The sequence below is a fragment of the Synechococcus sp. ROS8604 genome, assembly GCF_014279655.1.
In the GTDB taxonomy this organism is placed as follows: Bacteria; Cyanobacteriota; Cyanobacteriia; order PCC-6307; family Cyanobiaceae; genus Synechococcus_C.
Window position 1 is genome coordinate 458,009 of the sequence record NZ_CP047946.1, and the last position, 26,596, is coordinate 484,604.

Below are 26,596 nucleotides of genomic sequence, written 5' to 3' on the forward strand. Positions count from 1 at the left end.
CCAGGCCATGGCTGTCCTTGGCATGGCTGACCCTGAAACTGGATTCAATTGTAAGGCAATTTTCTGAGAGGCTGTCTGTCAGAAGCCTCTCGCTCTTGGTCGCTGACTCGAAAGAGAAATGTTGGGATTCTGGTCAGGGGGCTGTGGATGCGAGGAAACGGGCTGAGCAACGACGTTAAAAGCGAGAGACCAGCGTTCTCCGCTCCCCCGGAAGGGCATGACGGAATGAGGTTGCCAGGCTGGAAAAATATAAAAATCGCCCGGTTTGGGAAGCACATACCTTGTCATTCCTGTGCGGAATGATTGAAGGTGATAGTCCTCCGGACCGTGAAAACACAGTTGCCCGTCAAAACTGCTTCCATTGATCTGTGGGGGGACTTTTAAAAAGACAACTCCCGAAAAACTTCCTCCATGGGTGTGCATGGGGTTGTAATCGCCCTCCATTTGGCAATTCAGCCAGATGTCAATCAGCCTTAGTTGGTAGCGACCTGGCACCCATGGGCCACGTCCCTGAGGTGGCTGCTTGTCAATCACGTGACGGATCCAGCGCTCGCAGCCTTCGAGCAGGACCGATTCACAAAGTTCCCTTACAGTGGGTTGTGTTGGATTCAGTTCTCGTTGTTGGTTGAGTTGACCAGCGAGCCGCGTCGAAGCGTCGGGATTCGCTTCTGGATTGTGGAGGACCTCCTCACAATGGAGGAGCAGTTGATTGCGTATTTTGAGTTCAAGCTCTCCTTGCACGATGGAGCGTGGAAAGAGGTCAATGACGTCCATGTTCTGATTGATTGATGAATCCTTTGAAGCTTTTTGATCTTGGATGGATCACCCTTGAGCTCAACATTGTTCTGAGTACTGCACCCTTGAAATGCAAAGATCCTTCTGTCTAAAAGGAACGTGGGTTTTGGGTTGTTTCTTTCGCTACAGCGGCTGGGGCGTTGTCGTCTCGCCAATGCATCGGCAATTATTCGTTTCCAGCGTTTGAGTCAAGCCCTCCTGTGCTCGAGCTTCTCTTTGCTTTCAAGCTTTGCTTTCGCCAAGGGGATGTTAAAGGGCTTGTATAATTCTCTTGTTTGATTGTTGTTGTTGATGGCCATCAAGGGTTGTCTTTAAAGTGACGTGACCAGTCTTTGCAAGTGAAAGCTGGGGAGGTGAAAAATCTTCGTTTTGAAACTATTCCCCGTGATGGTTTTATGGCGCACAAAGTTGACCTGAAAAAGCTCATTCTTTTTGCTTAAAGCTGAAAACGAAGCCTTTTCTCGACGATGGAGACTAGGGGATTCGAACCCCTGACCTCTGCGGTGCGATCGCAGCGCTCTACCAACTGAGCTAAGACCCCGTCGCTCGAAACTTAGCGTCAGCTCTAACGCTTGCCCGAGGCAGAATGGGGCCTTCGCTTCAGGGAACCAGCATGCCGATCACGCCGGAATCTCTGGACGCGTTTGATGACGACAAGGTGGCTTTGCTCGCGCAGCGCCTGGAAGACGACGATTACCCCACTCCTTTTGATGGCTTGAGTGATTGGCATCTGTTGCGTGCCTTGGCGATCCACCGACCGGAGCTCACCGGCCCATACGTTCACTTAGTTGATCAGGAACCATTCGATGAAGATTGAGGCCCCACGGCCTCTGGAGGGGCGTCGCCTCCTCGTCGCCGCATCGGGAAGCATCGCCGCGGTGAAGACGCCTCTTCTTGTGAGTGCCTTGGTGAAGGCGGGTGCCGAGGTGCGTTGCGTTATTACCCCAAGCGCCTCACGCCTTGTCAGCCCTGTGGCACTCGCAAGCCTGAGTCGACACCCCTGTTTGCAAGATCAGGACCAGTGGGCGCCATCGCAACCGCGGCCGTTGCATGTGGAGCTCGCGGAATGGGCGGATCTTGTGGTGGTGGCTCCCTTAAGCGCCACAAGTTTGGCCCGCTGGACTCAGGGACTTGGTGATGGATTGCTGGCCTCCTTGCTGTTGGCCTGCGAACGGCCTGTGGTGGCAGCCTCAGCCATGAATACAGGGATGTGGGGCAACCCTGCAGTCCGGCGCAATTGGGAGCTTTTGCAACGGGATGAACGGGTGCTCTGTCTCGGACCGGAGCCTGGTTTGTTGGCTTGTGATCGAATCGGAGAGGGGCGAATGGCTGATCCCGCTTTGATTCAATTGGCGGTTCTCCATGCGCTTCAGCAAGGGAGCCAGGAACGCCAGTTGAGGCGTGATTGGAGCGGTCGTTCCTTGCTCGTTACCGCTGGCCCAACGGTGGAAGCGCTCGATCCTGCCCGGATCATGAGCAACCGCAGCAGCGGGCGCATGGGCGTGATGCTCGCTCAAGCTGCCCGGTGGCGGGGCGCCAGGGTTGACTTGATTCACGGCCCCCTTCAGGTGTCAGACGCCTGGCTTGAAGGCTTGTCTTGCCACCCTGTGGAGTCGGCGCAAGCGATGGAGTCGGCACTGATTGATCTGCAGCCGGGTGTTGATGCGGTGGCGATGGCCGCGGCGGTGGCCGATCTGCGTCGTCGTGGTGGAACGCTGCCTCACAAACCGGCGAAGGCCGCCTTGGCCAGTGTTCTTGGGGCCGAGATGGAGCCTGTCCCCGATCTTTTGGCCGGTTTGGCTGAGCGCCGACCCCCTGGTCAAGTGCTCCTGGGATTTGCGGCTCTCACTGGGCAGGCTGATTCGCTTCTGGAACGCGCACGTCAAAAACGTCTTGCCAAACAATGCGACCTGTTGTTTGCCAACCCCATTGATCAGCCCCATCAAGGGTTTGGCTCTCACCTCAATGGTGGCTGGTTGCTCAGACGCGATGGCAGCCAAGAGCAGTGCTTGCCCCAATGCAAGCTCGAGCTCGCCAATCGCTTGCTGGATGAGATCTTCATGCAACTGCCTGGCCTTGATGCCCTTGATTCGCTGGGCGATGTCTCAAACGGGTAATTCTCTGAGAGTCGCCTCTGTCACTGTTTAATGGCGCCGTTGATCGGTTTCGTGACGCCCCCTTTGGGGCCCGCAACGCGAAGGCTTGTTGAGAGCTGCAAAAGGCTTGCCGGAACGCACGTTTTCGCCTTGTAAGATCGAAAAATCGGTGGATACCGTCCTCGTCCGGCTAATCAGTCTTCTTCTATGCGCATCCGTCCTCTGCTGGCCATGGTGCTAGCCCTCTGTCTCTTTGTTGTAACCGCCTGCAGTGGTGGTGCTGAGGCCATAGATCGATCCAACGTCACCTATGACGACATCCGCAATACGGGCAAGGCCAACGACTGCCCCAGCCTGCCTGACTCCGCCCGTGGCTCCATCAGCCTGACGGCTGGCTCGGCCTATGAACTGCGTGGGATCTGCATGCATCCCTCCCAGGTTTTCGTGAAAGGCGAACCAGCTAATAAGCGTCAAGAAGCCCAATTCGTTGAGGGCAAAATCCTCACCCGCTACACCTCAAGCTTGGATGAAGTCTTTGGTGATCTCATCGTTGGTGAGGACGGACTGAGCTTCAGCGAAAAAGGAGGGATCGATTTCCAGCCGATCACCGTCTTGGTTCCTGGTGGTGAGGAATTCCCCTTCACCTTTTCAAGCAAAAACCTTCAAGCCACTGCTGAAGGTTCTGCACTCACCACCAGTACCGACTTCAACGGCACCTACCGCACACCTAGCTACCGCACCAGTAATTTCATCGATCCCAAGGGTCGTGCGCTAACCACTGGTGTGGACTACCCCCAGGGCTTGATGGCATTGGGTGGTGACTATGAAGAGCTTGAAAGCGAAAACGTCAAGCGCTACATCGATGGCACTGGCATCATGAGCTTCTCAATCACCAAGGTGGACCCTGACACGGGTGAGTTCGGCGGTGTGTTCACAGCGATCCAACCCTCTGACTCCGATATGGGTGGCAGGGAGATCGTTGACGTGAAGATCAGCGGAGAGGTCTTCGGTCGTCTTGAGGAGGCTTGATCCTTCTGTTCAGACGCATTGATGCAAAAGGAGGGCTGAGGCCCTCCTTTTTTCTGTCTTCTGGGAGAATCTCGTCATCCCTGACCCAGACACGAATCGCCGATGACTGCCAGTTCCTCTTCCCCGCAGCGCTCCGGGGTGATTGCTCCTTACGGAGGCACCTTGGTGGATTTAATGGTGTCTGCCACGGAGCATGCCGCGCTGAAGGCCTCTGCCACCACAAGCATTGAATGTTCCGATCGCAATGCCTGTGATGTTGAGCTGCTTGTGGTGGGTGGATTCTCTCCAGAGCGAGGATTCATGCATCAGGCCGACTACGACTCCGTGGTGGCCGGGCACCGCACCACATCTGGATACCTGTTTGGCTTGCCGATCGTGATGGATACCGACCGTGAGGACGTGGCGGTTGGAGACAAGGTCTTGTTGACTTACAAAGGTCAGGACCTCGCTGTTCTCACAGTTGGCGATAGGTGGGAACCCGACAAGGTTGTTGAGGCCAAAGGTTGTTACGGCACCACCTCGCTAGAGCATCCGGCGGTGCGCATGATTGCCACAGAGCGCCGTCGTTACTACCTCGGTGGTTTGATTCAGGGCTTGCAGCTTCCGGAGCGTGTCTTCCCCTGCAAGACGCCTGCTGAGGTCCGAGCCGGGCTCCCTGACGGCGAAGACGTGGTGGCATTCCAGTGCCGCAATCCCATTCATCGCGCTCACTACGAGCTTTTTACCCGGGCCCTGCATGCTCAAAACGTCAGTGAGAACGCTGTCGTGTTGGTGCACCCCACCTGCGGCCCCACCCAGCAGGACGACATTCCTGGCTCCGTTCGCTTCCAGACCTATGAACGCCTGGCAGCAGAGGTGGATAACGCGCGCATTCGCTGGGCCTATCTGCCGTATGCCATGCACATGGCTGGTCCCCGCGAAGCCCTGCAGCACATGATCATCCGCCGGAACTACGGCTGCACGCACTTCATCATTGGCCGCGACATGGCTGGATGTAAGTCCTCTCTCTCAGGGGATGATTTTTACGGTCCCTATGACGCGCAAAATTTCGCCAAAGAGTGTGCTCCTGAATTGACGATGGAGACCGTTCCCTCCTTAAACCTCGTCTTTACCGACGAAGAGGGGTATGTCACTGCGGAACATGCGGAGGCCCGCGGTCTGCATGTCAAAAAGCTCAGCGGCACCCAATTCCGCAAGATGCTGCGCAGTGGTGAGGAGATCCCGGAGTGGTTTGCGTTCCGCAGCGTGGTTGAGGTCCTTCGGGCCTCCTGATTTTTTCGATTTCTATTAACATTCCTTCATCAAGAGGCGAAGAACCTTGAACAAGCGTTGGCGCAATGTGGGGCTTTACGTCCTGCTCGTGGTGGTAGTGATCGTTGTGGGTACGGCGTTCCTTGACCGTCCCGACCCTGCAACTGCAGCTCGTACGCTGCGGTACAGCGATTTTGTTGAGTCTGTTCAGGAGGATCAGGTCAGCAGAGTTTTGCTTTCTCCTGACCGTGGAACCGCTCAGATCGTTGAGACCGATGGCCGTCGTGCGGAGGTCAACCTCGCTCCAGACAAGGATCTGCTGAAGATGTTGACAGACCACAACGTTGACATTGCTGTGCAGCCATCTCGCCAGCCAGGCGCCTGGCAGCAAGCGGCGTCCAGCTTGATCTTCCCGTTGTTGCTTCTCGGAGGTCTTTTCTTCCTGTTCCGCCGTGCTCAGGGTGGTGGCGGCGGCGGCGGTAACCAAGCCATGAATTTCGGCAAGAGCAAGGCCCGCGTTCAAATGGAGCCCACCACCCAAATCACCTTTGGGGATGTGGCCGGAATTGAAGGCGCCAAGCTTGAACTCACCGAGGTGGTTGATTTCCTCAAGAATCCCGATCGCTTCACCGCTGTAGGCGCGAAAATCCCCAAGGGTTGCTTGCTTGTGGGCCCTCCGGGTACAGGTAAAACGCTGCTTGCTAAAGCCGTAGCTGGCGAAGCAGGAGTGCCCTTCTTCTCGATTTCCGGTTCTGAATTCGTTGAGATGTTCGTTGGTGTGGGTGCCAGCCGTGTTCGCGACTTGTTTGAACAGGCCAAAAAGAATGCACCCTGCATCGTGTTCATCGATGAGATCGATGCTGTAGGTCGTCAGCGTGGTGCCGGCCTTGGCGGCGGCAATGACGAGCGCGAACAAACCTTGAACCAGCTCCTCACCGAGATGGATGGTTTTGAAGGCAATACCGGCATCATCATCATTGCGGCCACCAACCGCCCAGACGTCCTGGATTCAGCCTTGATGCGTCCAGGTCGTTTCGACCGTCAGGTCACGGTTGATCGTCCTGATTACGCCGGTCGTCTTCAAATTCTTGGCGTTCACGCCCGCAGCAAAACCCTGTCGAAGGATGTGGACCTCGACAAGGTGGCTCGCCGGACCCCTGGTTACACAGGTGCCGACCTGGCCAATCTTTTGAATGAAGCGGCCATCCTGGCTGCCCGTCGCCAACTCACCGAGGTGAGCAACGACGAGATCAGTGATGCCATCGAGCGGATCATGGTGGGCCCCGAGAAAAAAGATCGGGTGATGAGCGAGCGACGCAAGCGTCTTGTGGCTTATCACGAGGCCGGTCACGCCCTGGTGGGTGCCCTGATGCCTGATTACGACGCCGTCCAGAAGATTTCGATCATTCCCCGCGGTAATGCGGGTGGTTTGACCTTCTTCACGCCTAGCGAAGAGCGGATGGAATCTGGCCTTTATTCACGCACCTATCTGCAGAACCAAATGGCTGTCGCGTTAGGCGGTCGGGTTGCAGAAGAGATCGTCTACGGAGAAGACGAGGTCACAACGGGTGCCTCCAACGATCTCCAGCAGGTGGCTTCAGTGGCCAGGCAGATGGTGACTCGTTTTGGAATGAGCGACAAGCTTGGCCCCGTAGCGCTTGGCCGTGCCCAAGGAGGCATGTTCTTGGGGCGTGACATCGCTGCTGAGCGAGATTTCTCAGAAGACACCGCAGCCACGATTGACTCCGAGGTGTCTGATCTTGTTGATGCGGCCTATCACCGTGCCACCAAGGTGCTGAACGACAACCGTTCCGTTCTGGATGAACTCGCTGAAATGCTCGTTGAAAGCGAAACTGTTGATTCCCAGGAACTTCAGGATCTCTTGATCCGACGCGATGTACGAATTGCTGAGTACGTCTGATCGTCAGCAGTGGTTGATGGCCTCTCTGCGCCGTCAGCCACTCATCATTGTTTTGCGGCCCAGGGAGAGTGATCTCCTTGGGCCGTTTTTGCAGTCATTGTTGTGTCAACGCCTGGATCAGTTGATCGATCTTGGTGTCCAGCACATCGAAATTGCCTGGGTGGATCACGCTCGCTGGAGTGCCCTGATCGCGGCGATTCGTCTTCGCCATCCCACCCTTCAGCTGGGAGTGGCGTCTGTGACGTCTCAACGGGGGCTCCAGGCCGTGATCGATCTCGATCTTCCCTATGCCATGTCTCCACTGTTGGATCAGGGCCTGGTCTCGATGGCTCATCAACACCACTGTTGTCTCGTCCCTGGTGTGATGACGCCAACCGAAATTCGGCAGGCATGGGTTCTTGGTTGCCATGTGGTGAAACTGTTTCCAGCGGTGGTGCTTGGCCTCGATTACTACAGGCAGATTTCGGCGCCGATGGGAGATCTGCCTTTCGTGATTGCCGCCGGTGGGTTGAGTGTGGCCGATTTGGATCCGTGGTTATCGGCTGGTTACGACGCGATTGCTCTCGGCCGTGCCGTCTTGAGCACAACGGACGCCATCGCCGAACTACGCGATTGGTTGATGTGAGTCTTGTCTGCTACAGATGGGATAGTGATTTGATTTCGGATGTCTCAGTTATCCATCAAGCTGAGCGACAAGGCGGATGCTCTGATCGCGCAATTGCAGAAAGAGATCTTCAATCGTCGCCGTAAAAAAGTCACGGCAGCTGGCGTTGTCGAGACGTTGGTTGAGAGTGGCGCGCGGTCTCAGTCCGACAAACGCTTTGCCACCTCTTGGGTCAATTTGATCGAAGACATTGAGAAGGCGGCCAAGCTGGCTACGGCGCACGGAAGCAAGCCCGCATCCCTAACGGATGAGGAATGGGTGATGGTGTTGAGTCATCGCAACCGCCAAGTCTCCAAACCGCGTCAAGCGAGCAAAACAGCGAAAACAAGCAAAGCTGCCAAGGCTGATAAGCCTGCTGCTGCCCGTACAACGACCTCTAGTAAAACCAAGCGAGCCTCTACGTCCACGCGGGTGGCGAAAGCTCGGGTGGCCAAGACATCGGAAACGTCTACCACCTCCTTGGCGTCCGTTGGCAAACCTCGTAAGGCGCGCCGTGCCCGTAAGTCGAGTGCTGAGTCCACGTCTGCTCGTTCCACGGCGGGTCGCATGGCCAAAGCGGCAGCACAGTTGGCGAGCAGCAATGGGATCCAGTCACCGGCCAGAAGCTGAAGCTGGGGGGCCGATCACCAAAGGCTGCACTGCCCTTGCTGTCTGAGCAGGTGATCGGCAAGCACCATGGACACCATGGCTTCCACCATCGGAACGGCTCTTGGCAAGACACAAGGGTCGTGGCGTCCTTTCGCTGAGAGCGTGGTGGCCTCCCCTGACGCGTTGATCGTCTGTTGCTCCTTGCGGATGGTGGCCGTTGGTTTGAAGGCCACGCGGATCACAATTGGTTCCCCATTGCTGATCCCTCCCTGAATGCCTCCGGAATAGTTGGTGGCCGTATGGAGGCTTCCATCCTGTGTGGGCAGGAAGGCATCGTTGTGGGCACTGCCCTTGAGGAGAGTTCCGGCAAAGCCCGATCCGATTTCAAAGCCCTTGGTGGCGGGCAGTGACATCACGGCTTTGGCTAGATCGGCTTCCAGCTTGTCGAACACGGGCATCCCCAGCCCTGTGCTCGCATGCCTCACCACGCACTCAATCACCCCGCCGCAGGAATCTCCCTCCTGGCCGATCGCTTCAATGCGTTGGATCATCTGTTCTGCCATCGCCGCATCAGGGCAGCGCACGATGTTGCTTTCCACTTGCTCAGGTGTAACGGCGCTGGGATCCACGCTCGCTTCGAGGTCGTGGATGCGCTTCACCCATGCGATGACTTCGGTGCCATTGGCTTTTCTGAGAAGTTGCCTGGCGATAGCCCCTGCCGCAACGCGTCCAATCGTTTCCCGCGCGGAAGCCCTGCCGCCGCCGCTGCGGGCCTGGATGCCGTACTTCGCATGGTATGTGGCATCGGCATGGGAGGGGCGAAAGGCCACTTCCATGTCTTTGTAGTCCTGAGGGCGTTGGTCCTTGTTGCGCACCACCATCGCGATCGGTGTGCCCAGGGTCACCCCATCGAGCAAGCCGCTGAGAATCTCCACTTGATCGGCTTCTTTCCTGGGGGTGGTGATCCGGCTTTGACCCGGTCGTCTGCGGTCGAGATCTGCCTGAATGGCTTCCAGGTCTAATTCCAGCCTGGGCGGGCAGCCATCCACGATCACGCCCACGCCTCCGCCGTGAGATTCCCCAAAGGTGCTGATGCGAAACAGTTTCCCGAAGCTGCTACCCATGCTGTCTCCCTGTTGGGATGAGCGTAATGAGTCGGGTTCACTGTTGAGCTCTTATGAGTTCTGCTGAGCTCTGCCGAGAGCTCAGATCAGCTCAGCAAGCGCCGCGGCTGGCCGTTCGCTTTCTGGAAGATCTCTGAGCATGGTGAAATCTTCAAAGCTGAATCCAGGCCCAACACAGCAACTCACCAGGCTGTAGGGGCCTTCGGCCTTGGCGGCCTGCCAGTGATCCGCAGGAATCACTTGAACAGGGTTGTGCATCGACAACACCTCTCGAGTGGCCTGATCGGCCTCTGGCTTGAGGCACCACAGACTCAGAGGTGCTCCTTGTAGGTGCGTCCAAACCTCATCGGCATGGCTCACCCTGTGCCAGCGACTGAGCGATCCCGCATCCAAGAGATACAAGATTGTGCTGATGGCACAGCGTTGCTGCTGATCCGATCGAACCACCGGCAGAGAGCTGCGATGCAGCTCGCGATACCAGCCGCCTTCTGGATGGGGTTGCAGTGTCCATTCCTCCACCAGCTTCTCGACGACTTCCGATGGGTTGCGTTCGTTCATGGCCAGCATTCTTCTGGTTTGCGATAGCGCATCAGGCCCCAGCAGAGCCTGCCGGCATTGCCTCCTTCAACCCAGTGCTGGAGACCCGCGTCCATTTTTGAGAGATAATTGGGGCTAATGCTCAGTTTCAACTCGTCATGGCGCCGTTGGAGCTCGTCTCGAACACGGCTGTAGTGACGGATCAGCATGGGGGTGCGGTCATCCCAAACATCGCGTTGGAGCCCAGCGTTGTTCGCCCAGTCTTTGTATCGCTCCGGAGATCCCAGATCGGAGAGATGAATCCGCTCAAGGATGGCGGAGAGTGATGAAGACGGAACTCCGTCGCTGGCCATCGGATCTGTCATCACCATCACGCCACCGGGCTTGAGCAGCCTTGCGGCCTCCTTCATCACCTGTTGCCGATCGCCCGAGTGGAGGATGGCATCCTGGCTCCAAACCACATCGGCGCAGGCATCCTCCAGAGGGACGGCCTCAAAAGAAGCGTCGTGCACCTGGATCTGACGGTCCAAGCCAGCTGCACGATTGAGTTCACGATGACGCGTGTTCTCAACGGCAGAGATATTGATGGCTTCCACCTTCACCAGGGGGTTTTGGCAGAGGTGGCGAGCGGCTCCGCCGTAGCCCGAGCCAAGGTCCACAACGCAAGAGCTCTCCATAGGGCTATCTGTTTGCGGCGCTTGGATCAGTGCTGCCAGTGCTTCCACCGTGCGACGACTCGCGCTGGCAATGGGTTCATTCACCGCGTTGTAAAGGCCGATATGAATATCTTCTCCGCCCCAAATTTCGGCGTAAAAGCGATCGGCATCGTTGCTGTCGTAATAACCGGCTGCAGTGGAAGCAGCCGTTGAAAAGGCAGAGTTGGTCATGCTTTAAATCGCAGTCATGTCGGTGTCAAAGCGGTATTCCTTTTCCGCAACATGCACATAGAAGTCAGGATCGTCATGCCCCTGTTGGTAGTCGCCAAAGGTATTGATTCGTTGAAATCCCACTTCACGCATGAGGCGCCTCACGTAGCCATGACGCAAAGGGAACATATTTAAGTGATAGGTACTCCCGTCGCTGAAGGCGTAGCGAAAGCGAGCGAGGCCGTCGTCGACATGCTCTGGCCCAACTTCAACATCTTTGCCGCAGTAAACATTGCTTTTGCCACTTTTGGAGTTTCCTTCCAGCAAGCGATCGTAATTTCTGTGATCCAAAATCAGTACACCGTTATGTTTCAGCACGGCGTAGTACTCCGCTAACGCTTTGCGTCGATCTTGCTCTCTGAACAGGTGGGTGAAGGAATTGCCTAAGCAGATCACTGCATCGAAAACACCATGCACATCGCGGTTAAGGAAGCGCCAGTCGGCATGCACGGTGCGCATTAATAAGTCGCGTTCACGGGCATTCTTAAATGCACGCGCCAGCATGTTTGGACTTCCGTCCACACTGACAACATCAAATCCTTCTCGTAATAAGCGAACAGAGTGAAATCCTGTTCCAGTTGCGACATCAAGGACGGATTTGGCTCCGTGCTGATGCAATAGCTTGATAAAGAAATCTCCCTCTGCTTTTTCGCGCGCCTCCCAATCAATTAATCGATCCCATCGGTCAACAAATTGTTCAATGTATTCTTGCTCATAGTGATCGGTTTCACGAACCCGTTCAGGTGAATCTCCGAACCGTTGGGCATCACTCTGTTCAATGGCAGAGGGGTTCGTGAACGATGACATAGATGTCTTCTTGTTAAGGAACTGGAGTTTCGAAGATCTGTTATCAGCGCATTGACAGATGCAGGCTCACTCCAAAAGCGTCCGAATTTTGGGTGGCTGTTTGATAGATCGTTTTTTAACGCTAACGCTCATGATCGAAACTGTCAGCAAAATCCACCTTTTTGACCTGTGTCAGCAAGCGGTGGATTCTGCTTTCTGTCGTTTTCGTGAAGGAATGCTTTGAGATGCGTATGTGGTAGCTAAGTTTTAATCCTTAATGTTGGGACGGATCCGATATGAGTTCGGAAATCTGTCTCGATTCTCTTTGGAAGATATATGGAGGATCTGCAGATTTAGCGATCAAGCAACTGCGTTCCGGAATAGATCCGATTGATTTGTATCAGCAAGCAGGTCTTCGTGCTGCTGTTCGTGATGTCTCATTAGAGATCCAAGCGGGGGAAATCTTTGTTGTGATGGGCCTCTCAGGGTCGGGCAAATCCACCTTGTTGCGCCTTCTCAATGGTTTGATCAAGCCCTGTTCGGGTGAGGTGAGCGTTCAGGGGCGGCAGCTGTCTTTGTTGAACCCCATGGAGCTCAACAAGCTTCGCCGTGAGCAGATGGGGATGGTGTTTCAGTCCTTTGCGCTCTTTCCGCATCGAACCGTGATCGATAACGCCGCTTTCGGTCTTGAGGTGGCCGGTGTGCCCCGGAAACAGCGCAGGGATCTCGCGCTTAAAGCTCTCGAGCGCGTCGGCCTCGGAGATGAATGTCGTAAATACCCGCATCAGCTGTCTGGGGGGATGCAGCAGCGGGTTGGTTTGGCGCGCGCCCTGGCACTCGATCCACCGATCTTGCTGATGGATGAGGCCTTCTCAGCGCTTGATCCCTTGATTCGCAGCGATATGCAGGAGTTGCTTTTGCAGTTGCAGGCTGAGCGCCAACGCACCATCGTTTTTATTTCCCATGACCTGGATGAGGCGATCCGTCTGGGCGATCGGATTGCCCTGATGAGGGACGGTCAAGTGCTCCAATGCGGAACAGCTCAGTCCCTGCTCCGTGATCCCGCGAGCGAGGCCGTTCGTCATTTCTTCCGTGATATCGATACTGCAGCGGTTTTGGACGTTGCTGCCATTGCGTCCCCGCCACGTTGCCTGGTCGTTCACGCTGTGGACGATCTCCCTGCGCTGGATCCGTCCATGGGCGATCCGCTGTATGTCATTGATGGGCGGCAGCAGTTGCTGGGTGTGCGCATCGGTTCTGAGGATTGGATCGGGGCCGATCAGCTGGTAACCCTGCGCGCCGGGATGCGGGTTCGTGAGGCCATCTCACCCGTGGCGACCCTTCCGTACCCACCGCCTGTTCTTGATGGGGAAGGTTGCTTTTTGGGTGTGATTACTCCCCGTCAGCTGTTGCAATCTCTGGAGGTCAACCTTTAGTGATTCACTCCTGGACGTTTGGCTTTCTTCCCTCTTTGGCTGCCGTGCATCAAGCTGGCGCCATCGGCTTAGCTGTTGATGGTGCGGTGCTGTGGTTGCTCACCCACGTACAAAGCCTCTTCGACGTCGTCAATGCTGGAGTCCTGTCGCTTGCTGTCTGGATTGAGCAAGTGCTCCGAGCACCTTCACCATGGAGTTTTGCTCTGATCGTGGCTGGTCTTGGCCTCTGGCGAGTGAGCGGTGGATTTGCGTTGTTCGCACTGCTCGGTTTGAACTTGGTCCTGGCGATGGGCCTTTGGGACCCGATGATCTCCACCCTTGCCCTCGTGTTGGCGGCGTCATTCCTGGCCTTGCTGCTTGGTCTGCCGATGGGGGTGTTGTCAGCTCGTTTGCCATGGGTTTGGCGGCTGCTTCGGCCTTGTTTAGACCTGATGCAGACCATGCCTGCTTTTGTTTACCTGATTCCAGCAGTGATGTTGTTCAGCACAGGCGCTGTTCCGGCGATCATCGCCACCTTGGTCTTTGCGATGCCTCCCGTGGTCCGTCTGACCCATCTCGGACTTCGTCAGGTCCCCTTGGATCTGATGGAGGCTGGGCGTGCCTTTGGCTGCAGTGAGTTGCAATTGCTCTGGAAGGTGCAGATGCCAAGTGCGTTGCCCACGGTGATGAGTGGGGTCAATCAAACGATCATGTTGGCTTTGTCGATGGTGGTGATTGCCTCAATGATTGGAGGTGGTGGCCTCGGCGACGTCGTGCTGCGCGGGATTCAGCAACTGGATGTGGGCCTTGGTTTTGAGGGTGGGATAGCGGTTGTGATTCTTGCGGTCATCCTCGATCGACTCAGTCAGAGCTTGATGCTGGAGGGTGAGAGAACGGTGGAAGCGCGCTCCCGCCGCTGGCGCTCGCTATGGAGAACACCATGACCGCTCCCCTTTGGCGCCGACGTGCTGTTTTGCTGTCCGGCCTTGGCTTAGCGGCGGCTTCCCTCTCCAGTCAGGTGCGCTTGAGCTGGCAGCGCCAGGCCGACTCGACAGCATCCACCACATCCTCAACCACGTCTTCCACGCAACAAGACTTGGCCTCACAAGCGGGCACTGGGACCTCTCCATCGAGTGTCACGGGGCCGTTGCGCTTGGGATGGTCTCCATGGGCTGATGCGGAAGTGATGAGTTTGATCGCTCAGCGAGTGATTCAACAGGCTTACAACCTTCCCGTGGAACGGGTCATGGCCGACATCGGCATTCAATACGCCTCTGTAGCGCGAGGAGATCTCGACCTGATGTTGATGGCCTGGTTGCCGTTAACGCACAAGGACTATTGGACTCGCGTGCGCGACCGGGTGCTTGATTTCGGCTCGATGTATTCCGGCCGTCTTGGTTGGGTGGTCCCTGATTATGTGGATGCCGCGGAGGTTCGCTCGATCACTGATTTGCGAAATCCTGAAGTGGCGGCGCGTTTCCAAAACACCGTTCAAGGCATTGATCCAGGTTCAGGCCTGAATCAGGCCTCTGAGCGAGCACTGCTTGATTACAACTTGACTGACATGCGTTTGGTTGCGTCCAGCAGCGCCGCCATGACGGCGGTTCTTGATAAGGCGATCCGTGAGCGTCGTTGGGTGATGGTCACGAGTTGGACTCCCCATTGGATGTTTGCTCGCTACAAGCTCCGCTTTTTGGAAGACCCTCAGCTCGTGTTTGGAGGTGTGGAGTGGATTCATGCTCTGGGCCGACAGGGCTTGGATCGCGACCATTCAGACCTGGCCGCCTTCCTATCGCGTTTTCAGATTCCTGATCGTGAACTGTCTGATTTGCTGCTCATGGCCAATGAGCGATCGGCACCCGAGGCGGTCGAGGATTACCTCGATCGCCATCCTGCCCGCATTCGCTACTGGACAACGGGGATGATCGGCTGACGCGCAGACGCTGGATTCAGGCTGCTGCTGCGGGACGTCTTGGTGGGCAGGCCATCAGGGGGCGATGGTGATGACGTCGTGGCGTTCTGTTAGAAGCTGCAGGAAGGGTTCGTTGCTGGCCTGCTTCGGCGAGGTCGGCTTGCAACCGTTCCGTGCAGCACAGCAACCTCGACCAGCTCGGTAGCTGATGGGCCACAGGTGCTGCCATCAACTCCTCAACTTTTGGACGTAACAACGTTGCGAAGCTCTGGACAGCAAGCTCTTCGCTGTGTCGGTTGTAAGGAAGACGATTGATGGCTGAATCCAGTCCAAACTGCTGGACACGGTCTTCGCCTACACGCCGGAACAGCACTTCGAGTGTGGGGATCTGGTCTGGAGACAACATCCGACCTTCATGCTCCATCAGTCCACGAAGCACCGTGGCAAAAATCTCACCGGCCATGCGCTGCAACCCCTCTGAGGGAGTATTGCCAAGGGTTTTGTGCTTGTGATCAAACAGTCCGAGATCCACTTGGGCGATGCGTCGAGGCGCCACATGGCGATACACCTCTGAAAGCAAGCCGATCTCGAGTCCCCAGTCGGAAGGAATGCGCAAATTCATGGCGAGATCCCTTGTGAACGCGAATTCGCCGGCTAAGGGGTAGCGAAATGATTGGAGATAGCGCAAATACGGCATGGGGCCAAAGATCTGCTCCAGGCTGGTGAGGAGTGGACCGACAAACAGGCGTGTCGCTCGTCCATGGAGCGATTGGGTCTCGAGAGAAAGGCGGCTGTAGAACGCTTTTACATAGGCCACACCGAGCGAGGGATCCAGCAACGGTCGCAGCATCCGTTCTGGGTAGGCCGGAGAAAAGGTGCGGATGTCGGCATCGAAGAGTCCAACAATCTCAGCGTTTCTGCATGCCACACCAAGCCCCTGCCATACAGCCCAGCCTTTCCCAGGTGGTCCGGTCACATTGAGGCCAAGGGTCTGCAGTGACTGAAGTGATTCGGCAACGGCGGGGCCATTCGTCCAGTGGACGCGCACAGGAAATGGCATGTCAGCAAAGAAAGCTTCCGCTGCGGCGACATCGTCGCTGGTCTCAGCGGATAAGGCGATCACGAGTTCCTGCAGTCCGCTTAGCTCCGAAAGAACCTCACGGATGAGCCTGAGCGCAGGACGGCTGAATTCCTCCATGAGGCACGGGATCAGCAAGGACGTGGGGCGTTGTCTCAGCTGACCTTGAAAGTCTGAGCGATCCAGCTTCCCGAGTCCGTAATCATGAATCGTGGCGATTAATCCCTGCTGAAAATCCATGCGGTGATCAATGCGACAACAATTTTCGGAGCTCTGTTCCATACCTGTTGCACTTGGCAAAGGCATGGTGTCGAAGCAATTAATGGCGCATGAGTGGTTGCCATCGCTTCTGACGGAACTCTATGAACACCATTCTTCGGAGGATCTCAATCGCTTGTCGTCGCAATTGCTGCATTCCGAGCGGTCCGCCTCAGCGATTCCCGTTTCAGAGACGGTGGATGCTGGGATTGCGGATGGAACGGCAACGGGCGCGCGTTGGGATTCCTCGAGTTGTGTGTTGATTGCCTATGCCGATTCGGTGATTGCCGATGACCAGCCAGGACTCCGTTGTTTACAGGCGCTTCTGCATCGCCACTTCCAAGGACTCTCATCGGTTGTGCACGTGCTGCCCTTTTTGTGTGCCACGAGTGATGGAGGCTTTGCCGTTGCCAGTCATGAGCAGATTGACCAACGCTTCGGTGATTGGAATGACCTGGCCGCGTTGGCTGAAGGTCGCCAGTTGATGGCTGATTTGGTTCTCAATCACATTTCCGCGTCCCACCCCTGGGTTCGGGCTTTTTTGAAGGGAGAACAACCTGGAGCGCGATGTGTGTTGGCTGCGGCTCCCAACCCTTGTTGGGACAACGTGGTGCGCCCCCGTAGTTCGGCTCTATTCACCACGCTGGCGACAGATCGTGGTCCAGAAATGGTCTGGACCACGTTTGGGCCCGACCAAGTGGATGTGAACTGGCGAGAGCCTGAAGTGTTGCTTGGATTCACCCGGCTGCTCGATCTTTTCTGCCGTTATGGCGTCCAATGGTTGCGCCTGGATGCTGTGGGGTTTGTTTGGAAACAGCCTTTTACGGATTGCATCCATCAGCCTCAGGCCCACCGCTTGGTTGAAGTGTTGCGCCTTCTCTTGGAATCGCGATGTCCGCAGGGGGTGGTGGTGACGGAAACGAATGTTCCCGAGCAGGAAAATCTCTCTTATCTGACCACTGGCGCTGAAGCGCACCTCGCCTACAACTTTCCCTTCCCCCCCCTTGTTCTCGAGGCCTGTCTCAGTCGTCGTGCGGATCTGCTGAATGCCTGGCTGGCGCGTTGGCCCCAGCTCCCTGAGGGGACAGGCCTGCTCAACTTCACGGCCTGTCATGACGGGATTGGTTTGCGGCCCCTCGAAGGATTAATGGAATCGGATCGATTGCTCCAGTTGTTGAAGCAATGCGAGCAGCGGGGTGGTTTGGTGAGTCACCGGCGATTGGCCGATGGGCTGGAGGTTCCCTATGAAATCAACATCAGCTGGTGGAGTGCCATGGCGGCTCCAGGGCGGGATCCATCGCACCATCAACGAGCACGATTTTTGTTGACGCAGTTGCTGCTGCTGACGGTTCCCGGCGTGCCCGCGTTCTACCTGCCGGCCTTACTGGCAACCCCCAATGACAACGCTCGCTTTCGCCTCAGCGGTCATCGCCGTGATCTCAACCGCCCTCAGTTTCAACGCGACCGTCTAGAGCGTTTGTTGGCTGATCCCGAAAGCGATACCAATCAGGTGGTGGCGTCGTTGCAACAAGCGATGGCGGTCCGTCGTGGGCAGGCGGCGTTAGATCCCTTTGCCCCGATGAAGGTCCTGAGTGAAGACCGCTCGGATGTGGTGATTCTGCAGAGGGGAGAAGGGGCAAGCATGCTGTTTGCGATTCACAATTTCAGTGATGTTCGCCTTAGCTTCCCTTTGAGCATGCTTGCTGAGTCCACAGGGTCTGTTTGGCATGACGTCTTGAATGGGCACTCTCTCGTTGCGGGCCAAACGGCTCTCGACCTTGAGCCGTTTGCAGTGCATTGGTTGATTCGATGAATAAAACAGAGTCTCTGTCTTCCACTCCCTGGTGGGTTGTCACCGATCTCGATGGGACCTTGATGGACCATGCCTACAACTGGGCGCCGGCACGGGAGGCAATTCGTGGCTTGCAGATGCAGGGAATTCCCGTGATTCCGTGTACGAGCAAAACAGCTGAGGAGGTGAAAAGTTTTAGGGCTGCAGCTGGTTTGAAGGACCCATTCATTGTTGAAAACGGAGGGGCCGTTCATGGGGAAACGAGCGATGGCGAGTCATGGGAGCTGGCGCTGGGATGCCCTATTGCTGAGCTTCGTCCGGTCTTGCGTGAGCTTGCCGAGTTGCTCAGTGAGCCGTTGCAACCCATCGATGCACTCTCAGATCAGGAGGCATTCGACCTGCTCGGTTTGCAGGGCGAAGCGCTGCAGTTGGCTTGCACGAGGCGTTGGAGTTTGCCATTTGTTCCTCCTTCCGCTTCTGCGCGGCAACGGTTGCCAGACCTTGCCAACCGGCTTGGTTTTGCAGTTGTTCAGGGCAATCGCATGAGTCATCTGCTCGGCGCAGAGGTCAGCAAGGGTCGAGCCCTCGAGGTTTTGAAGCAGCACAGGGGTGGCGCTCCCGTGCGGGTGCTCGCCCTGGGGGACTCACCCAACGACGAGCCCCTCCTTGAAGCGGGTGATCTTTCCGTTGTGGTGCCTGGTTCGAATGGCCCCCATCCGGTCTTTGCTGACGCCATCGCTCAAGGCCGCTATCAGTTGGCGCAGGCTTGCCATGCTCAGGGCTGGGCTCAGGCGGTTTTTCAGTACGTTCTCAATGAATCGTGCTGATCCTGAACACCTCACACGTTTCCTCAAAGACCGCGTGAATCTCTCTCCAAATCGGGAGCAGACTTGATCAGAGGAATGATCAGGGACTGATGACAGCGATTCAATGTCGATACACCGGTGATTTGCATTGCACCGCTCAGCACGGACCGTCAGGGTCCGTCTTGAACACAGATGCACCCACTGATCATGATGGTCTTGGCGAAAGCTTTTCGCCAACGGACCTGCTGGCGACAGCCCTTGGAACCTGCCTTTTGACCATCATGGGGATCACTGCACGGCGCCGCGGCTGGGACCTCGCCGATGCCTCAGTGATCGTTGAAAAAACAATGACAAGCGAGGGACCACGGCGCATTCAAAGGCTTGAAGCTCAGATCACTCTGCCTGTCTCCCTGAGTCAGCAACAGAAGGCCTTGTTGAAGCGCGTCGCAAATGATTGCCCCGTGAAACGAAATCTCGACTCTTCAATGACAATTGATTTGATCTGGAGCGATGCCAGTCCCACGGCCGATTAGTTGATTTAGCAACGCCAACGAGGCGAGGAGGTTTCGATGAGACTCCAATTCATCCCGATTCACGTCTTTCGCGAAACACCGGCTGTCACCTTTTTTGATGCCGGTGTGTCCGGAACCAACGGAACAGATGTTGTGGTTCACCGGGGTGCGGCCACGTCACCACCCGATGCCAATGGATTTGAGCAGTACTACGTCCATCAGCATCAGGTGGACCACAACTTGGTGCTCGAGGGACAACGCACCTTCATCCTCTTGAATCCTGCTTGGGACCAGTCCCATCACGTCATTCATTTGATTCGGGAGATGGGTGCGCTTCAGATACCGGTAGGCACCTATCACCGCTCAACGTCCGGTGAAACCGGGAGCATGGTGTTGAACCAATCGCTGCGTGATCCCGAATTTGATTTCAAAACTGAGTTCATTCCTGTGAGTTTGGAGGCTCGTGAAGACCTCCGTCAGGCAAAAGCGTCTATCCCATGGGTTTGGAGTTGGAAAGACGGCCACATTTGCCGCTCGCACTGAGGCGTCCTTGTTTGTTTGTTGTTGAGGACCCAGCAATCAACAATCAAACTTTCCAATGCCAACAAAAAAGCCCCCTCTTTGAGAGGGGGCTTCCTCGTTCAGTTGATCTGAACGTTGGATGGATTCCAGATCAACCGATTGCAGGTGCTTGGAGAGCCACAGGTGTGGACTCAGCAGCTGCCAGGTCGAGGGGGAAGTTATGAGCGTTGCGCTCGTGCATCACTTCCATACCAAGTCCAGCTCTGTTAAGAACATCGGCCCAGGTGTTCAGGACGCGGCCCTGACCATCAAGGATGGACTGGTTGAAGTTGAAGCCGTTCAGGTTGAAGGCCATGGTTGACACGCCAAGGGCGGTGAACCAGATGCCGACAACAGGCCAGGCAGCAAGGAAGAAGTGAAGGCTACGGCTGTTGTTGAAGGAGGCGTATTGGAAGATCAAGCGACCGAAATAGCCGTGAGCTGCAACGATGTTGTAGGTCTCTTCTTCTTGGCCGAACTTGTAGCCGTAGTTCTGGGACTCGGTCTCGGTTGTTTCACGAACCAAGGAAGAGGTCACCAGTGAGCCGTGCATGGCGGAGAACAGTGAACCACCGAAAACACCAGCCACACCAAGCATGTGGAAGGGGTGCATCAGGATGTTGTGCTCAGCCTGGAAGACCAACATGTAGTTGAAGGTTCCAGAGATGCCCAGGGGCATGGCGTCAGAGAACGAACCCTGACCGAAGGGATAGACCAGGAAGACTGCAGATGCAGCAGCAACAGGTGCGCTGTAGGCAACACAGATCCAAGGGCGCATGCCCAAGCGGTAGGAAAGTTCCCACTCACGTCCCATGTAGGCGTAGATGCCGATCAGGAAGTGGAACACAACCAGTTGGAAAGGACCGCCGTTGTAGAGCCACTCGTCGAGTGAAGCAGCTTCCCAGATGGGGTAGAAGTGCAAGCCGATGGCGTTGCTGGAAGGAACAACAGCACCAGAGATGATGTTGTTGCCATACATCAGAGAACCTGCAACAGGCTCGCGGATGCCGTCGATATCAACCGGAGGTGCGGCGATGAAAGCGACGATGAAGCAAGTGGTAGCGGCAAGCAGGGTGGGGATCATCAGAACACCGAACCAACCGACATAAAGACGGTTGTTGGTGGAGGTGACCCACTCACAGAACTGCTGCCAGCCGTTAGCGCCGGAGCGCTGCTGGATGGTGGTAGTCATGAGAACGGAAAAGAGCCTGTGGGACGAATCCCGGTGGCGAATAAAGAAGGTCGGTTAACCCGACAAAGGCAATGTAACGGAAGTTTGCGGAGCTGACACGGAATGGGCGCGGAGACTTTCTGATCCCTCCGATCAGCTCAGCTGATCACGCTTGCCCTGGAGTGGGTTGATGGCCTGAAGGCGATGCCTGAAGCCAAGACCTGAGGGGCAGGGCGATGCTGGAGTCCTTGGCAAGCGGCCATAAAAAAACACCACGCGCTGGTGGTGTGATCCTTGCCGATGGCAGCAAGGCGTTGAGCATCAGGGTTCAGATGGCTCCGGTGGCGGCCACCGGCTGCATCATGCCCCCATCGCCATTGCCGAAATCATCATCATCTGAGTTTTCGTTGGGTTGGCTCAGGGCATAGGCCCCAATAAAAATGCTTCCAACGATGCTGATAACAAGTTGGAACGGAAAGTTGATGCTTTCAGAGACGACGTATTCGCCCATCAATGAATCTCTGTTACTTTTCTAAATATAGTCGTGAAGCCTGGTTTTGTCAGCTGATTAGTCAGTTTTTTCAACTGGAATAGGAGAGATTTGGCGTCCTTGTTTGTTTGTTGTTGAGGACCCAGCAATCAACAATCAAACTTTCCAATGCCAACAAAAAAGCCCCCTCTTTGAGAGGGGGCTTCCTCGTTCAGTTGATCTGAACGTTGGGGAGATTCCAGATCAACCGATTGCAGGTGCTTGGAGAGCCACAGGTGTGGACTCAGCAGCTGCCAGGTCGAGGGGGAAGTTATGAGCGTTGCGCTCGTGCATCACTTCCATACCAAGTCCAGCTCTGTTAAGAACATCGGCCCAGGTGTTCAGGACGCGGCCCTGACCATCAAGGATGGACTGGTTGAAGTTGAAGCCGTTCAGGTTGAAGGCCATGGTTGACACGCCAAGGGCGGTGAACCAGATGCCGACAACAGGCCAGGCAGCAAGGAAGAAGTGAAGGCTACGGCTGTTGTTGAAGGAGGCGTATTGGAAGATCAAGCGACCGAAATAGCCGTGAGCTGCAACGATGTTGTAGGTCTCTTCTTCTTGGCCGAACTTGTAGCCGTAGTTCTGGGACTCGGTCTCGGTTGTTTCACGAACCAAGGAAGAGGTCACCAGTGAGCCGTGCATGGCGGAGAACAGTGAACCACCGAAAACACCAGCCACACCAAGCATGTGGAAGGGGTGCATCAGGATGTTGTGCTCAGCCTGGAAGACCAACATGTAGTTGAAGGTTCCAGAGATGCCCAGGGGCATGGCGTCAGAGAACGAACCCTGACCGAAGGGATAGACCAGGAAGACTGCAGATGCAGCAGCAACAGGTGCGCTGTAGGCAACACAGATCCAAGGGCGCATGCCCAAGCGGTAGGAAAGTTCCCACTCACGTCCCATGTAGGCGTAGATGCCGATCAGGAAGTGGAACACAACCAGTTGGAAAGGACCGCCGTTGTAGAGCCACTCGTCGAGTGAAGCAGCTTCCCAGATGGGGTAGAAGTGCAAGCCGATGGCGTTGCTGGAAGGAACAACAGCACCAGAGATGATGTTGTTGCCATACATCAGAGAACCTGCAACAGGCTCGCGGATGCCGTCGATATCAACCGGAGGTGCGGCGATGAAAGCGACGATGAAGCAAGTGGTAGCGGCAAGCAGGGTGGGGATCATCAGAACACCGAACCAACCGACATAAAGACGGTTGTTGGTGGAGGTGACCCACTCACAGAACTGCTGCCAGCCGTTAGCGCCGGAGCGCTGCTGGATGGTGGTAGTCATGAGAACGGAAAAGAGCCTGTGGGACGAATCCCGGTGGCGAATAAAGAAGGTCGGTTAACCCGACAAAGGCAATGTAACGGAAGTTTGCGGAGCTGACACGGAATGGGCGCGGAGACTTTCTGATCCCTCCGATCAGCTCAGCTGATCACGCTTGCCCTGGAGTGGGTTGATGGCCTGAAGGCGATGCCTGAAGCCAAGACCTGAGGGGCAGGGCGATGCTGGAGTCCTTGGCAAGCGGCCATAAAAAAACACCACGCGCTGGTGGTGTGATCCTTGCCGATGGCAGCAAGGCGTTGAGCATCAGGGTTCAGATGGCTCCGGTGGCGGCCACCGGCTGCATCATGCCCCCATCGCCATTGCCGAAATCATCATCATCTGAGTTTTCGTTGGGTTGGCTCAGGGCATAGGCCCCAATAAAAATGCTTCCAACGATGCTGATAACAAGTTGGAACGGAAAGTTGATGCTTTCAGAGACGACGTATTCGCCCATCAATGAATCTCTGTTACTTTTCTAAATATAGTCGTGAAGCCTGGTTTTGTCAGCTGATTAGTCAGTTTTTTCAACTGGAATAGGAGAGATTTGGCGTCCTTGTTTGTTTGTTGTTGAGGACCCAGCAATCAACAATCAAACTTTCCAATGCCAACAAAAAAGCCCCCTCTTTGAGAGGGGGCTTCCTCGTTCAGTTGATCTGAACGTTGGGGAGATTCCAGATCAACCGATTGCAGGTGCTTGGAGAGCCACAGGTGTGGACTCAGCAGCTGCCAGGTCGAGGGGGAAGTTATGAGCGTTGCGCTCGTGCATCACTTCCATACCAAGTCCAGCTCTGTTAAGAACATCGGCCCAGGTGTTCAGGACGCGGCCCTGACCATCAAGGATGGACTGGTTGAAGTTGAAGCCGTTCAGGTTGAAGGCCATGGTTGACACGCCAAGGGCGGTGAACCAGATGCCGACAACAGGCCAGGCAGCAAGGAAGAAGTGAAGGCTACGGCTGTTGTTGAAGGAGGCGTATTGGAAGATCAAGCGACCGAAATAGCCGTGAGCTGCAACGATGTTGTAGGTCTCTTCTTCTTGGCCGAACTTGTAGCCGTAGTTCTGGGACTCGGTCTCGGTTGTTTCACGAACCAAGGAAGAGGTCACCAGTGAGCCGTGCATGGCGGAGAACAGTGAACCACCGAAAACACCAGCCACACCAAGCATGTGGAAGGGGTGCATCAGGATGTTGTGCTCAGCCTGGAAGACCAACATGTAGTTGAAGGTTCCAGAGATGCCCAGGGGCATGGCGTCAGAGAACGAACCCTGACCGAAGGGATAGACCAGGAAGACTGCAGATGCAGCAGCAACAGGTGCGCTGTAGGCAACACAGATCCAAGGGCGCATGCCCAAGCGGTAGGAAAGTTCCCACTCACGACCCATGTAGGCGTAGATGCCGATCAGGAAGTGGAACACAACCAGTTGGAAAGGACCGCCGTTGTAGAGCCACTCGTCGAGTGAAGCAGCTTCCCAGATGGGGTAGAAGTGCAAGCCGATGGCGTTGCTGGAAGGAACAACAGCACCAGAGATGATGTTGTTGCCATACATCAGAGAACCTGCAACAGGCTCGCGGATGCCGTCGATATCAACCGGAGGTGCGGCGATGAAAGCGACGATGAAGCAAGTGGTAGCGGCAAGCAGGGTGGGGATCATCAGAACACCGAACCAACCGACATAAAGACGGTTGTTGGTGGAGGTGACCCACTCACAGAACTGCTGCCAGCCGTTAGCGCCGGAGCGCTGCTGGATGGTGGTAGTCATGAGAACGGAAAAGAAGGTCTCTCAAGGAGACGGTTACGGAAGGGCAGGACGCCCTGCCTGTTCAATTGTAAAGCAAGTTTGCGGTTTGTAACCGCTTCTTGATGAAGCAATCCTGAAGCCCGGGGTCGGGCGTTGCAGCGGATGCAGTTGTTAGCGTCCGCTGATGAGCAACGCAGCACCGATCGCGACGTCAAGGGCAGCAGGTGAAAGGGTCCTGTTTGTGCGCTTGCCATGCAATCCAATCTTTCCGATCGGCCCGATTTATCTGGCCGATCACTTGCACAAGTGTTTTCCGGAATTGCCCCAGCGCATTCTTGATCTGGCGGCCCTTCCGGTTCTTGATGTTGAAGGTGTTCTGCTCAACGTGGTGGATCAGTTTCGGCCCACGTTGTTGGTCTTCTCTTGGAGAGACATTCAGATCTATGCGCCTGTGGATGGCCGAGGCGGGAATCCACTTCAAAATTCCTTTGAAGTGTTTTATGCACGCAACCCTCTGAAGCGAGTCAAGGGGGCCTTGGGTGGATTGCGCTTGATGACCAGTCATTACGGCGAACTTCATCGCAATCAAAAATTGGTGCGTCGTGGTTTGAAACGGGCGCGTCGCCATCGTCCAGAAGCGCGTGCCGTTTTAGGTGGTGGTGCCGTCAGTGTTTTTTACGAACAGCTGGGCCGGTCCTTGCCGAAGGGAACCATCATTTCCATCGGGGAGGGTGAGCCACTTCTGGAAAAGCTGTTGGCTCAGCAACCGCTTGATGGAGAGAGATGTTTTGTTGTGGGAGAGGCGCCTCGCCGGGGTTTGATTCATGAGCAACCCGAGAGCAGGCCAAAGACAGCGTGTGATTACAACTACATCGCTTCGATTTGGCCGCAGCTGGATTGGTACTTAGAAGGTGGAGACTTTTACGTTGGTGTTCAGACCAAGCGAGGGTGCCCTCACAACTGTTGCTATTGCGTCTACACCGTTGTGGAAGGCAAGCAGGTAAGGGTCAATCCTGTGCAGGAAGTTGTCGCTGAAATGCGTCAGCTTTATGACCGTGGGGTGCGGGGCTTCTGGTTTACCGATGCGCAGTTCATCCCCGCTCGGAAATACATCGAGGATGCAAAGGAGCTGTTGCGTGCGATCAAAGCGGAAGGTCTAACGGGGATTCGTTGGGCGGCCTACATCCGTGCCGACAACTTGGATCCTGAGTTGGCCCAGTTGATGGTTGAGACCGGCATGAGTTATTTCGAAATTGGCATTACTTCAGGTTCCCAGGAGCTTGTGCGCAAGATGCGTATGGGGTACAACCTGCGCACTGTTTTGGAAAGTTGCCGGATGCTTGCCGACGCGGGCTTCCGTGATCACGTGTCGGTGAATTACTCCTTCAATGTGATCGATGAAAGGCCTGAAACGATTCGGCAAACCGTGGCGTATCACCGGGAACTCGAAACGATTTTTGGTGAAGATCTGGTTGAACCTGCCATCTTCTTCATCGGCTTACAGCCGCATACTCACCTCGAGCAATACGGCTTTGATCAAGGCTTGATCAAGCCTGGCTACAACCCGATGAGCATGATTCCCTGGACGGCGCGCAAACTCCTTTGGAATCCTGAGCCGATGGGCAGCACGTTTGGTCGGGTTTGCCTTGAAGCGTTTGATCGCGATCCCAGTCATTTCGGTAAAACGGTGATGGGGCTTCTCGAACGCGACTACGGCACAGCTCCGCTTGAAGAAGCCCTGCGTGCTCCCGTTGAAGGCCGCAAGGCTTTGGCGACGGCGACCCGCTAGC

28 protein-coding genes and 1 tRNA gene are annotated in these 26,596 nt (G+C 55.8%); 15 read left to right on the plus strand and 14 right to left on the minus strand.

Going from position 1 to position 26,596, the window contains the following annotated elements; translation table 11 throughout:
• Positions 1-78: 78 nt before the first annotated feature.
• Entirely contained in the window at positions 79-774 is a 696-nt protein-coding gene (locus SynROS8604_RS02350; RefSeq protein ID WP_186545008.1) for a putative 2OG-Fe(II) oxygenase, read from the minus strand.
• A 489-nt stretch (positions 775-1,263) separates the two neighbouring features.
• Positions 1,264-1,336 (minus strand) — tRNA-Ala (locus tag SynROS8604_RS02355).
• 45 nt (positions 1,337-1,381) lie between these two features.
• Here SynROS8604_RS02355 and SynROS8604_RS02360 point away from each other — a divergent pair.
• The 7 genes from SynROS8604_RS02360 to SynROS8604_RS02390 all read left to right on the plus strand — a co-directional run bounded on the left by SynROS8604_RS02360 (position 1,382) and on the right by SynROS8604_RS02390 (position 8,365).
• Positions 1,382-1,612 carry a DUF2555 domain-containing protein gene (locus SynROS8604_RS02360; protein WP_186545009.1) on the plus strand — a complete coding sequence of 77 codons (231 nt, stop codon included), beginning with the start codon at positions 1,382-1,384 and terminating at the stop codon, positions 1,610-1,612.
• Positions 1,602-2,912, plus strand: a complete 1,311-nt coding sequence (gene coaBC, locus SynROS8604_RS02365) for a bifunctional phosphopantothenoylcysteine decarboxylase/phosphopantothenate--cysteine ligase CoaBC (RefSeq protein WP_186545010.1) — start codon at positions 1,602-1,604, stop codon at positions 2,910-2,912. The genes SynROS8604_RS02360 and coaBC overlap by 11 nt, the downstream gene beginning before the upstream one ends.
• A 186-nt stretch (positions 2,913-3,098) precedes the next feature.
• Positions 3,099-3,920: a photosystem II manganese-stabilizing polypeptide gene (gene psbO / locus SynROS8604_RS02370; protein ID WP_006853634.1), complete on the plus strand. Its 822-nt coding sequence runs from the start codon at positions 3,099-3,101 to the stop codon at positions 3,918-3,920.
• Between the two features lie 102 nt (positions 3,921-4,022).
• On the plus strand, positions 4,023-5,192 hold the full coding sequence (gene sat / locus SynROS8604_RS02375) for a sulfate adenylyltransferase (protein ID WP_186545011.1): 1,170 nt from the start codon (positions 4,023-4,025) through the stop codon (positions 5,190-5,192).
• A 46-nt stretch (positions 5,193-5,238) separates the two neighbouring features.
• The gene (gene ftsH3 / locus SynROS8604_RS02380) at positions 5,239-7,092 is read left to right on the plus strand and encodes an ATP-dependent zinc metalloprotease FtsH3 (protein WP_186545012.1); all 1,854 of its coding nucleotides are present in this window, start codon (positions 5,239-5,241) and stop codon (positions 7,090-7,092) included.
• Positions 7,067-7,717: a bifunctional 4-hydroxy-2-oxoglutarate aldolase/2-dehydro-3-deoxy-phosphogluconate aldolase gene (locus tag SynROS8604_RS02385; protein WP_186545013.1), complete on the plus strand. Its 651-nt coding sequence runs from the start codon at positions 7,067-7,069 to the stop codon at positions 7,715-7,717. The genes ftsH3 and SynROS8604_RS02385 overlap by 26 nt, the downstream gene beginning before the upstream one ends.
• A 39-nt stretch (positions 7,718-7,756) precedes the next feature.
• A complete protein-coding gene (locus SynROS8604_RS02390; protein ID WP_115070509.1) occupies positions 7,757-8,365 on the plus strand; it encodes a hypothetical protein in 609 nt (202 codons plus the stop codon).
• A 14-nt stretch (positions 8,366-8,379) separates the two neighbouring features.
• Here the strand turns inward: SynROS8604_RS02390 and aroC are convergent, their stop codons facing one another.
• The 4 genes from aroC to SynROS8604_RS02410 form a co-directional block, all read right to left on the minus strand.
• A complete protein-coding gene (aroC, locus tag SynROS8604_RS02395) occupies positions 8,380-9,468 on the minus strand; it encodes a chorismate synthase (protein ID WP_186545014.1) in 1,089 nt (362 codons plus the stop codon).
• An 81-nt stretch (positions 9,469-9,549) separates the two neighbouring features.
• Positions 9,550-10,026: a cupin domain-containing protein gene (locus tag SynROS8604_RS02400; RefSeq protein ID WP_255445156.1), complete on the minus strand. Its 477-nt coding sequence runs from the start codon at positions 10,024-10,026 to the stop codon at positions 9,550-9,552.
• A complete protein-coding gene (locus tag SynROS8604_RS02405) occupies positions 10,023-10,892 on the minus strand; it encodes a methyltransferase domain-containing protein (RefSeq protein ID WP_186545016.1) in 870 nt (289 codons plus the stop codon). The genes SynROS8604_RS02400 and SynROS8604_RS02405 overlap by 4 nt, the downstream gene beginning before the upstream one ends.
• 3 nt (positions 10,893-10,895) lie before the next feature.
• The gene (locus SynROS8604_RS02410) at positions 10,896-11,738 is read right to left on the minus strand and encodes a class I SAM-dependent methyltransferase (RefSeq protein ID WP_006853626.1); all 843 of its coding nucleotides are present in this window, start codon (positions 11,736-11,738) and stop codon (positions 10,896-10,898) included.
• A gap of 275 nt (positions 11,739-12,013) precedes the next feature.
• On the opposite strand from SynROS8604_RS02410, the gene SynROS8604_RS02415 reads away from it, so the two are divergent.
• From SynROS8604_RS02415 to SynROS8604_RS02425, 3 genes are read left to right on the plus strand one after another with little or no spacing between them, the layout of a single operon-like run.
• Positions 12,014-13,153, plus strand: a complete 1,140-nt coding sequence (locus SynROS8604_RS02415; RefSeq protein WP_186545017.1) for a glycine betaine/L-proline ABC transporter ATP-binding protein — start codon at positions 12,014-12,016, stop codon at positions 13,151-13,153.
• A gap of 35 nt (positions 13,154-13,188) precedes the next feature.
• Positions 13,189-14,076 (plus strand): ABC transporter permease, encoded by an 888-nt coding sequence (locus SynROS8604_RS02420; protein ID WP_370586578.1) that lies wholly within the window; start codon positions 13,189-13,191, stop codon positions 14,074-14,076.
• On the plus strand, positions 14,073-15,065 hold the full coding sequence (locus tag SynROS8604_RS02425) for a glycine betaine ABC transporter substrate-binding protein (RefSeq protein WP_255445157.1): 993 nt from the start codon (positions 14,073-14,075) through the stop codon (positions 15,063-15,065). Before SynROS8604_RS02420 ends, SynROS8604_RS02425 begins: the two co-directional genes overlap by 4 nt.
• Positions 15,066-15,081: 16 nt before the next feature.
• On the opposite strand, the gene SynROS8604_RS02430 is transcribed toward SynROS8604_RS02425, so the two are convergent.
• A complete protein-coding gene (locus SynROS8604_RS02430; RefSeq protein WP_186545020.1) occupies positions 15,082-16,362 on the minus strand; it encodes a glycosyl transferase in 1,281 nt (426 codons plus the stop codon).
• 64 nt (positions 16,363-16,426) lie between these two features.
• Here SynROS8604_RS02430 and SynROS8604_RS02435 point away from each other — a divergent pair, with 64 nt between their 5' ends.
• From SynROS8604_RS02435 to SynROS8604_RS02450, 4 genes are all read left to right on the plus strand, one after another.
• The gene (locus SynROS8604_RS02435) at positions 16,427-18,193 is read left to right on the plus strand and encodes an alpha-amylase family glycosyl hydrolase (protein WP_186545763.1); all 1,767 of its coding nucleotides are present in this window, start codon (positions 16,427-16,429) and stop codon (positions 18,191-18,193) included.
• A complete protein-coding gene (locus SynROS8604_RS02440) occupies positions 18,190-18,999 on the plus strand; it encodes an HAD-IIB family hydrolase (protein ID WP_186545021.1) in 810 nt (269 codons plus the stop codon). Before SynROS8604_RS02435 ends, SynROS8604_RS02440 begins: the two co-directional genes overlap by 4 nt.
• An 89-nt stretch (positions 19,000-19,088) precedes the next feature.
• Positions 19,089-19,511, plus strand: a complete 423-nt coding sequence (locus tag SynROS8604_RS02445) for an OsmC family protein (protein WP_186545022.1) — start codon at positions 19,089-19,091, stop codon at positions 19,509-19,511.
• Positions 19,512-19,547: 36 nt separating this feature from the next.
• Complete coding sequence (locus SynROS8604_RS02450; RefSeq protein WP_186545023.1) at positions 19,548-20,033, plus strand: hemagglutinin; 486 nt, start codon at positions 19,548-19,550, stop codon at positions 20,031-20,033.
• Between the two features lie 130 nt (positions 20,034-20,163).
• Here the strand turns inward: SynROS8604_RS02450 and psbA (SynROS8604_RS02455) are convergent, their stop codons facing one another.
• The 7 genes from psbA (SynROS8604_RS02455) to psbA (SynROS8604_RS02485) all read right to left on the minus strand — a co-directional run bounded on the left by psbA (SynROS8604_RS02455) (position 20,164) and on the right by psbA (SynROS8604_RS02485) (position 24,827).
• Positions 20,164-21,243, minus strand: coding sequence for a photosystem II q(b) protein (psbA, locus tag SynROS8604_RS02455; protein WP_006854385.1), 1,080 nt, complete (start codon positions 21,241-21,243; stop codon positions 20,164-20,166).
• Positions 21,244-21,388: 145 nt separating this feature from the next.
• Positions 21,389-21,544 carry a hypothetical protein gene (locus tag SynROS8604_RS02460; RefSeq protein ID WP_186545024.1) on the minus strand — a complete coding sequence of 52 codons (156 nt, stop codon included), beginning with the start codon at positions 21,542-21,544 and terminating at the stop codon, positions 21,389-21,391.
• Between the two features lie 6 nt (positions 21,545-21,550).
• Entirely contained in the window at positions 21,551-21,733 is a 183-nt protein-coding gene (locus SynROS8604_RS02465; RefSeq protein WP_006855129.1) for a hypothetical protein, read from the minus strand.
• A 222-nt stretch (positions 21,734-21,955) separates the two neighbouring features.
• Entirely contained in the window at positions 21,956-23,035 is a 1,080-nt protein-coding gene (gene psbA, locus SynROS8604_RS02470) for a photosystem II q(b) protein (RefSeq protein WP_006854385.1), read from the minus strand.
• A gap of 145 nt (positions 23,036-23,180) precedes the next feature.
• Positions 23,181-23,336, minus strand: coding sequence for a hypothetical protein (locus SynROS8604_RS02475; RefSeq protein WP_186545024.1), 156 nt, complete (start codon positions 23,334-23,336; stop codon positions 23,181-23,183).
• 6 nt (positions 23,337-23,342) lie between these two features.
• Positions 23,343-23,525 carry a hypothetical protein gene (locus SynROS8604_RS02480; protein ID WP_006855129.1) on the minus strand — a complete coding sequence of 61 codons (183 nt, stop codon included), beginning with the start codon at positions 23,523-23,525 and terminating at the stop codon, positions 23,343-23,345.
• A gap of 222 nt (positions 23,526-23,747) precedes the next feature.
• Complete coding sequence (psbA, locus tag SynROS8604_RS02485) at positions 23,748-24,827, minus strand: photosystem II q(b) protein (protein ID WP_006854385.1); 1,080 nt, start codon at positions 24,825-24,827, stop codon at positions 23,748-23,750.
• A 163-nt stretch (positions 24,828-24,990) separates the two neighbouring features.
• Here psbA (SynROS8604_RS02485) and SynROS8604_RS02490 point away from each other — a divergent pair, with 163 nt between their 5' ends.
• On the plus strand, positions 24,991-26,595 hold the full coding sequence (locus SynROS8604_RS02490; protein ID WP_186545025.1) for a photosystem II high light acclimation radical SAM protein: 1,605 nt from the start codon (positions 24,991-24,993) through the stop codon (positions 26,593-26,595).
• Position 26,596: the final 1 nt, after the last annotated feature.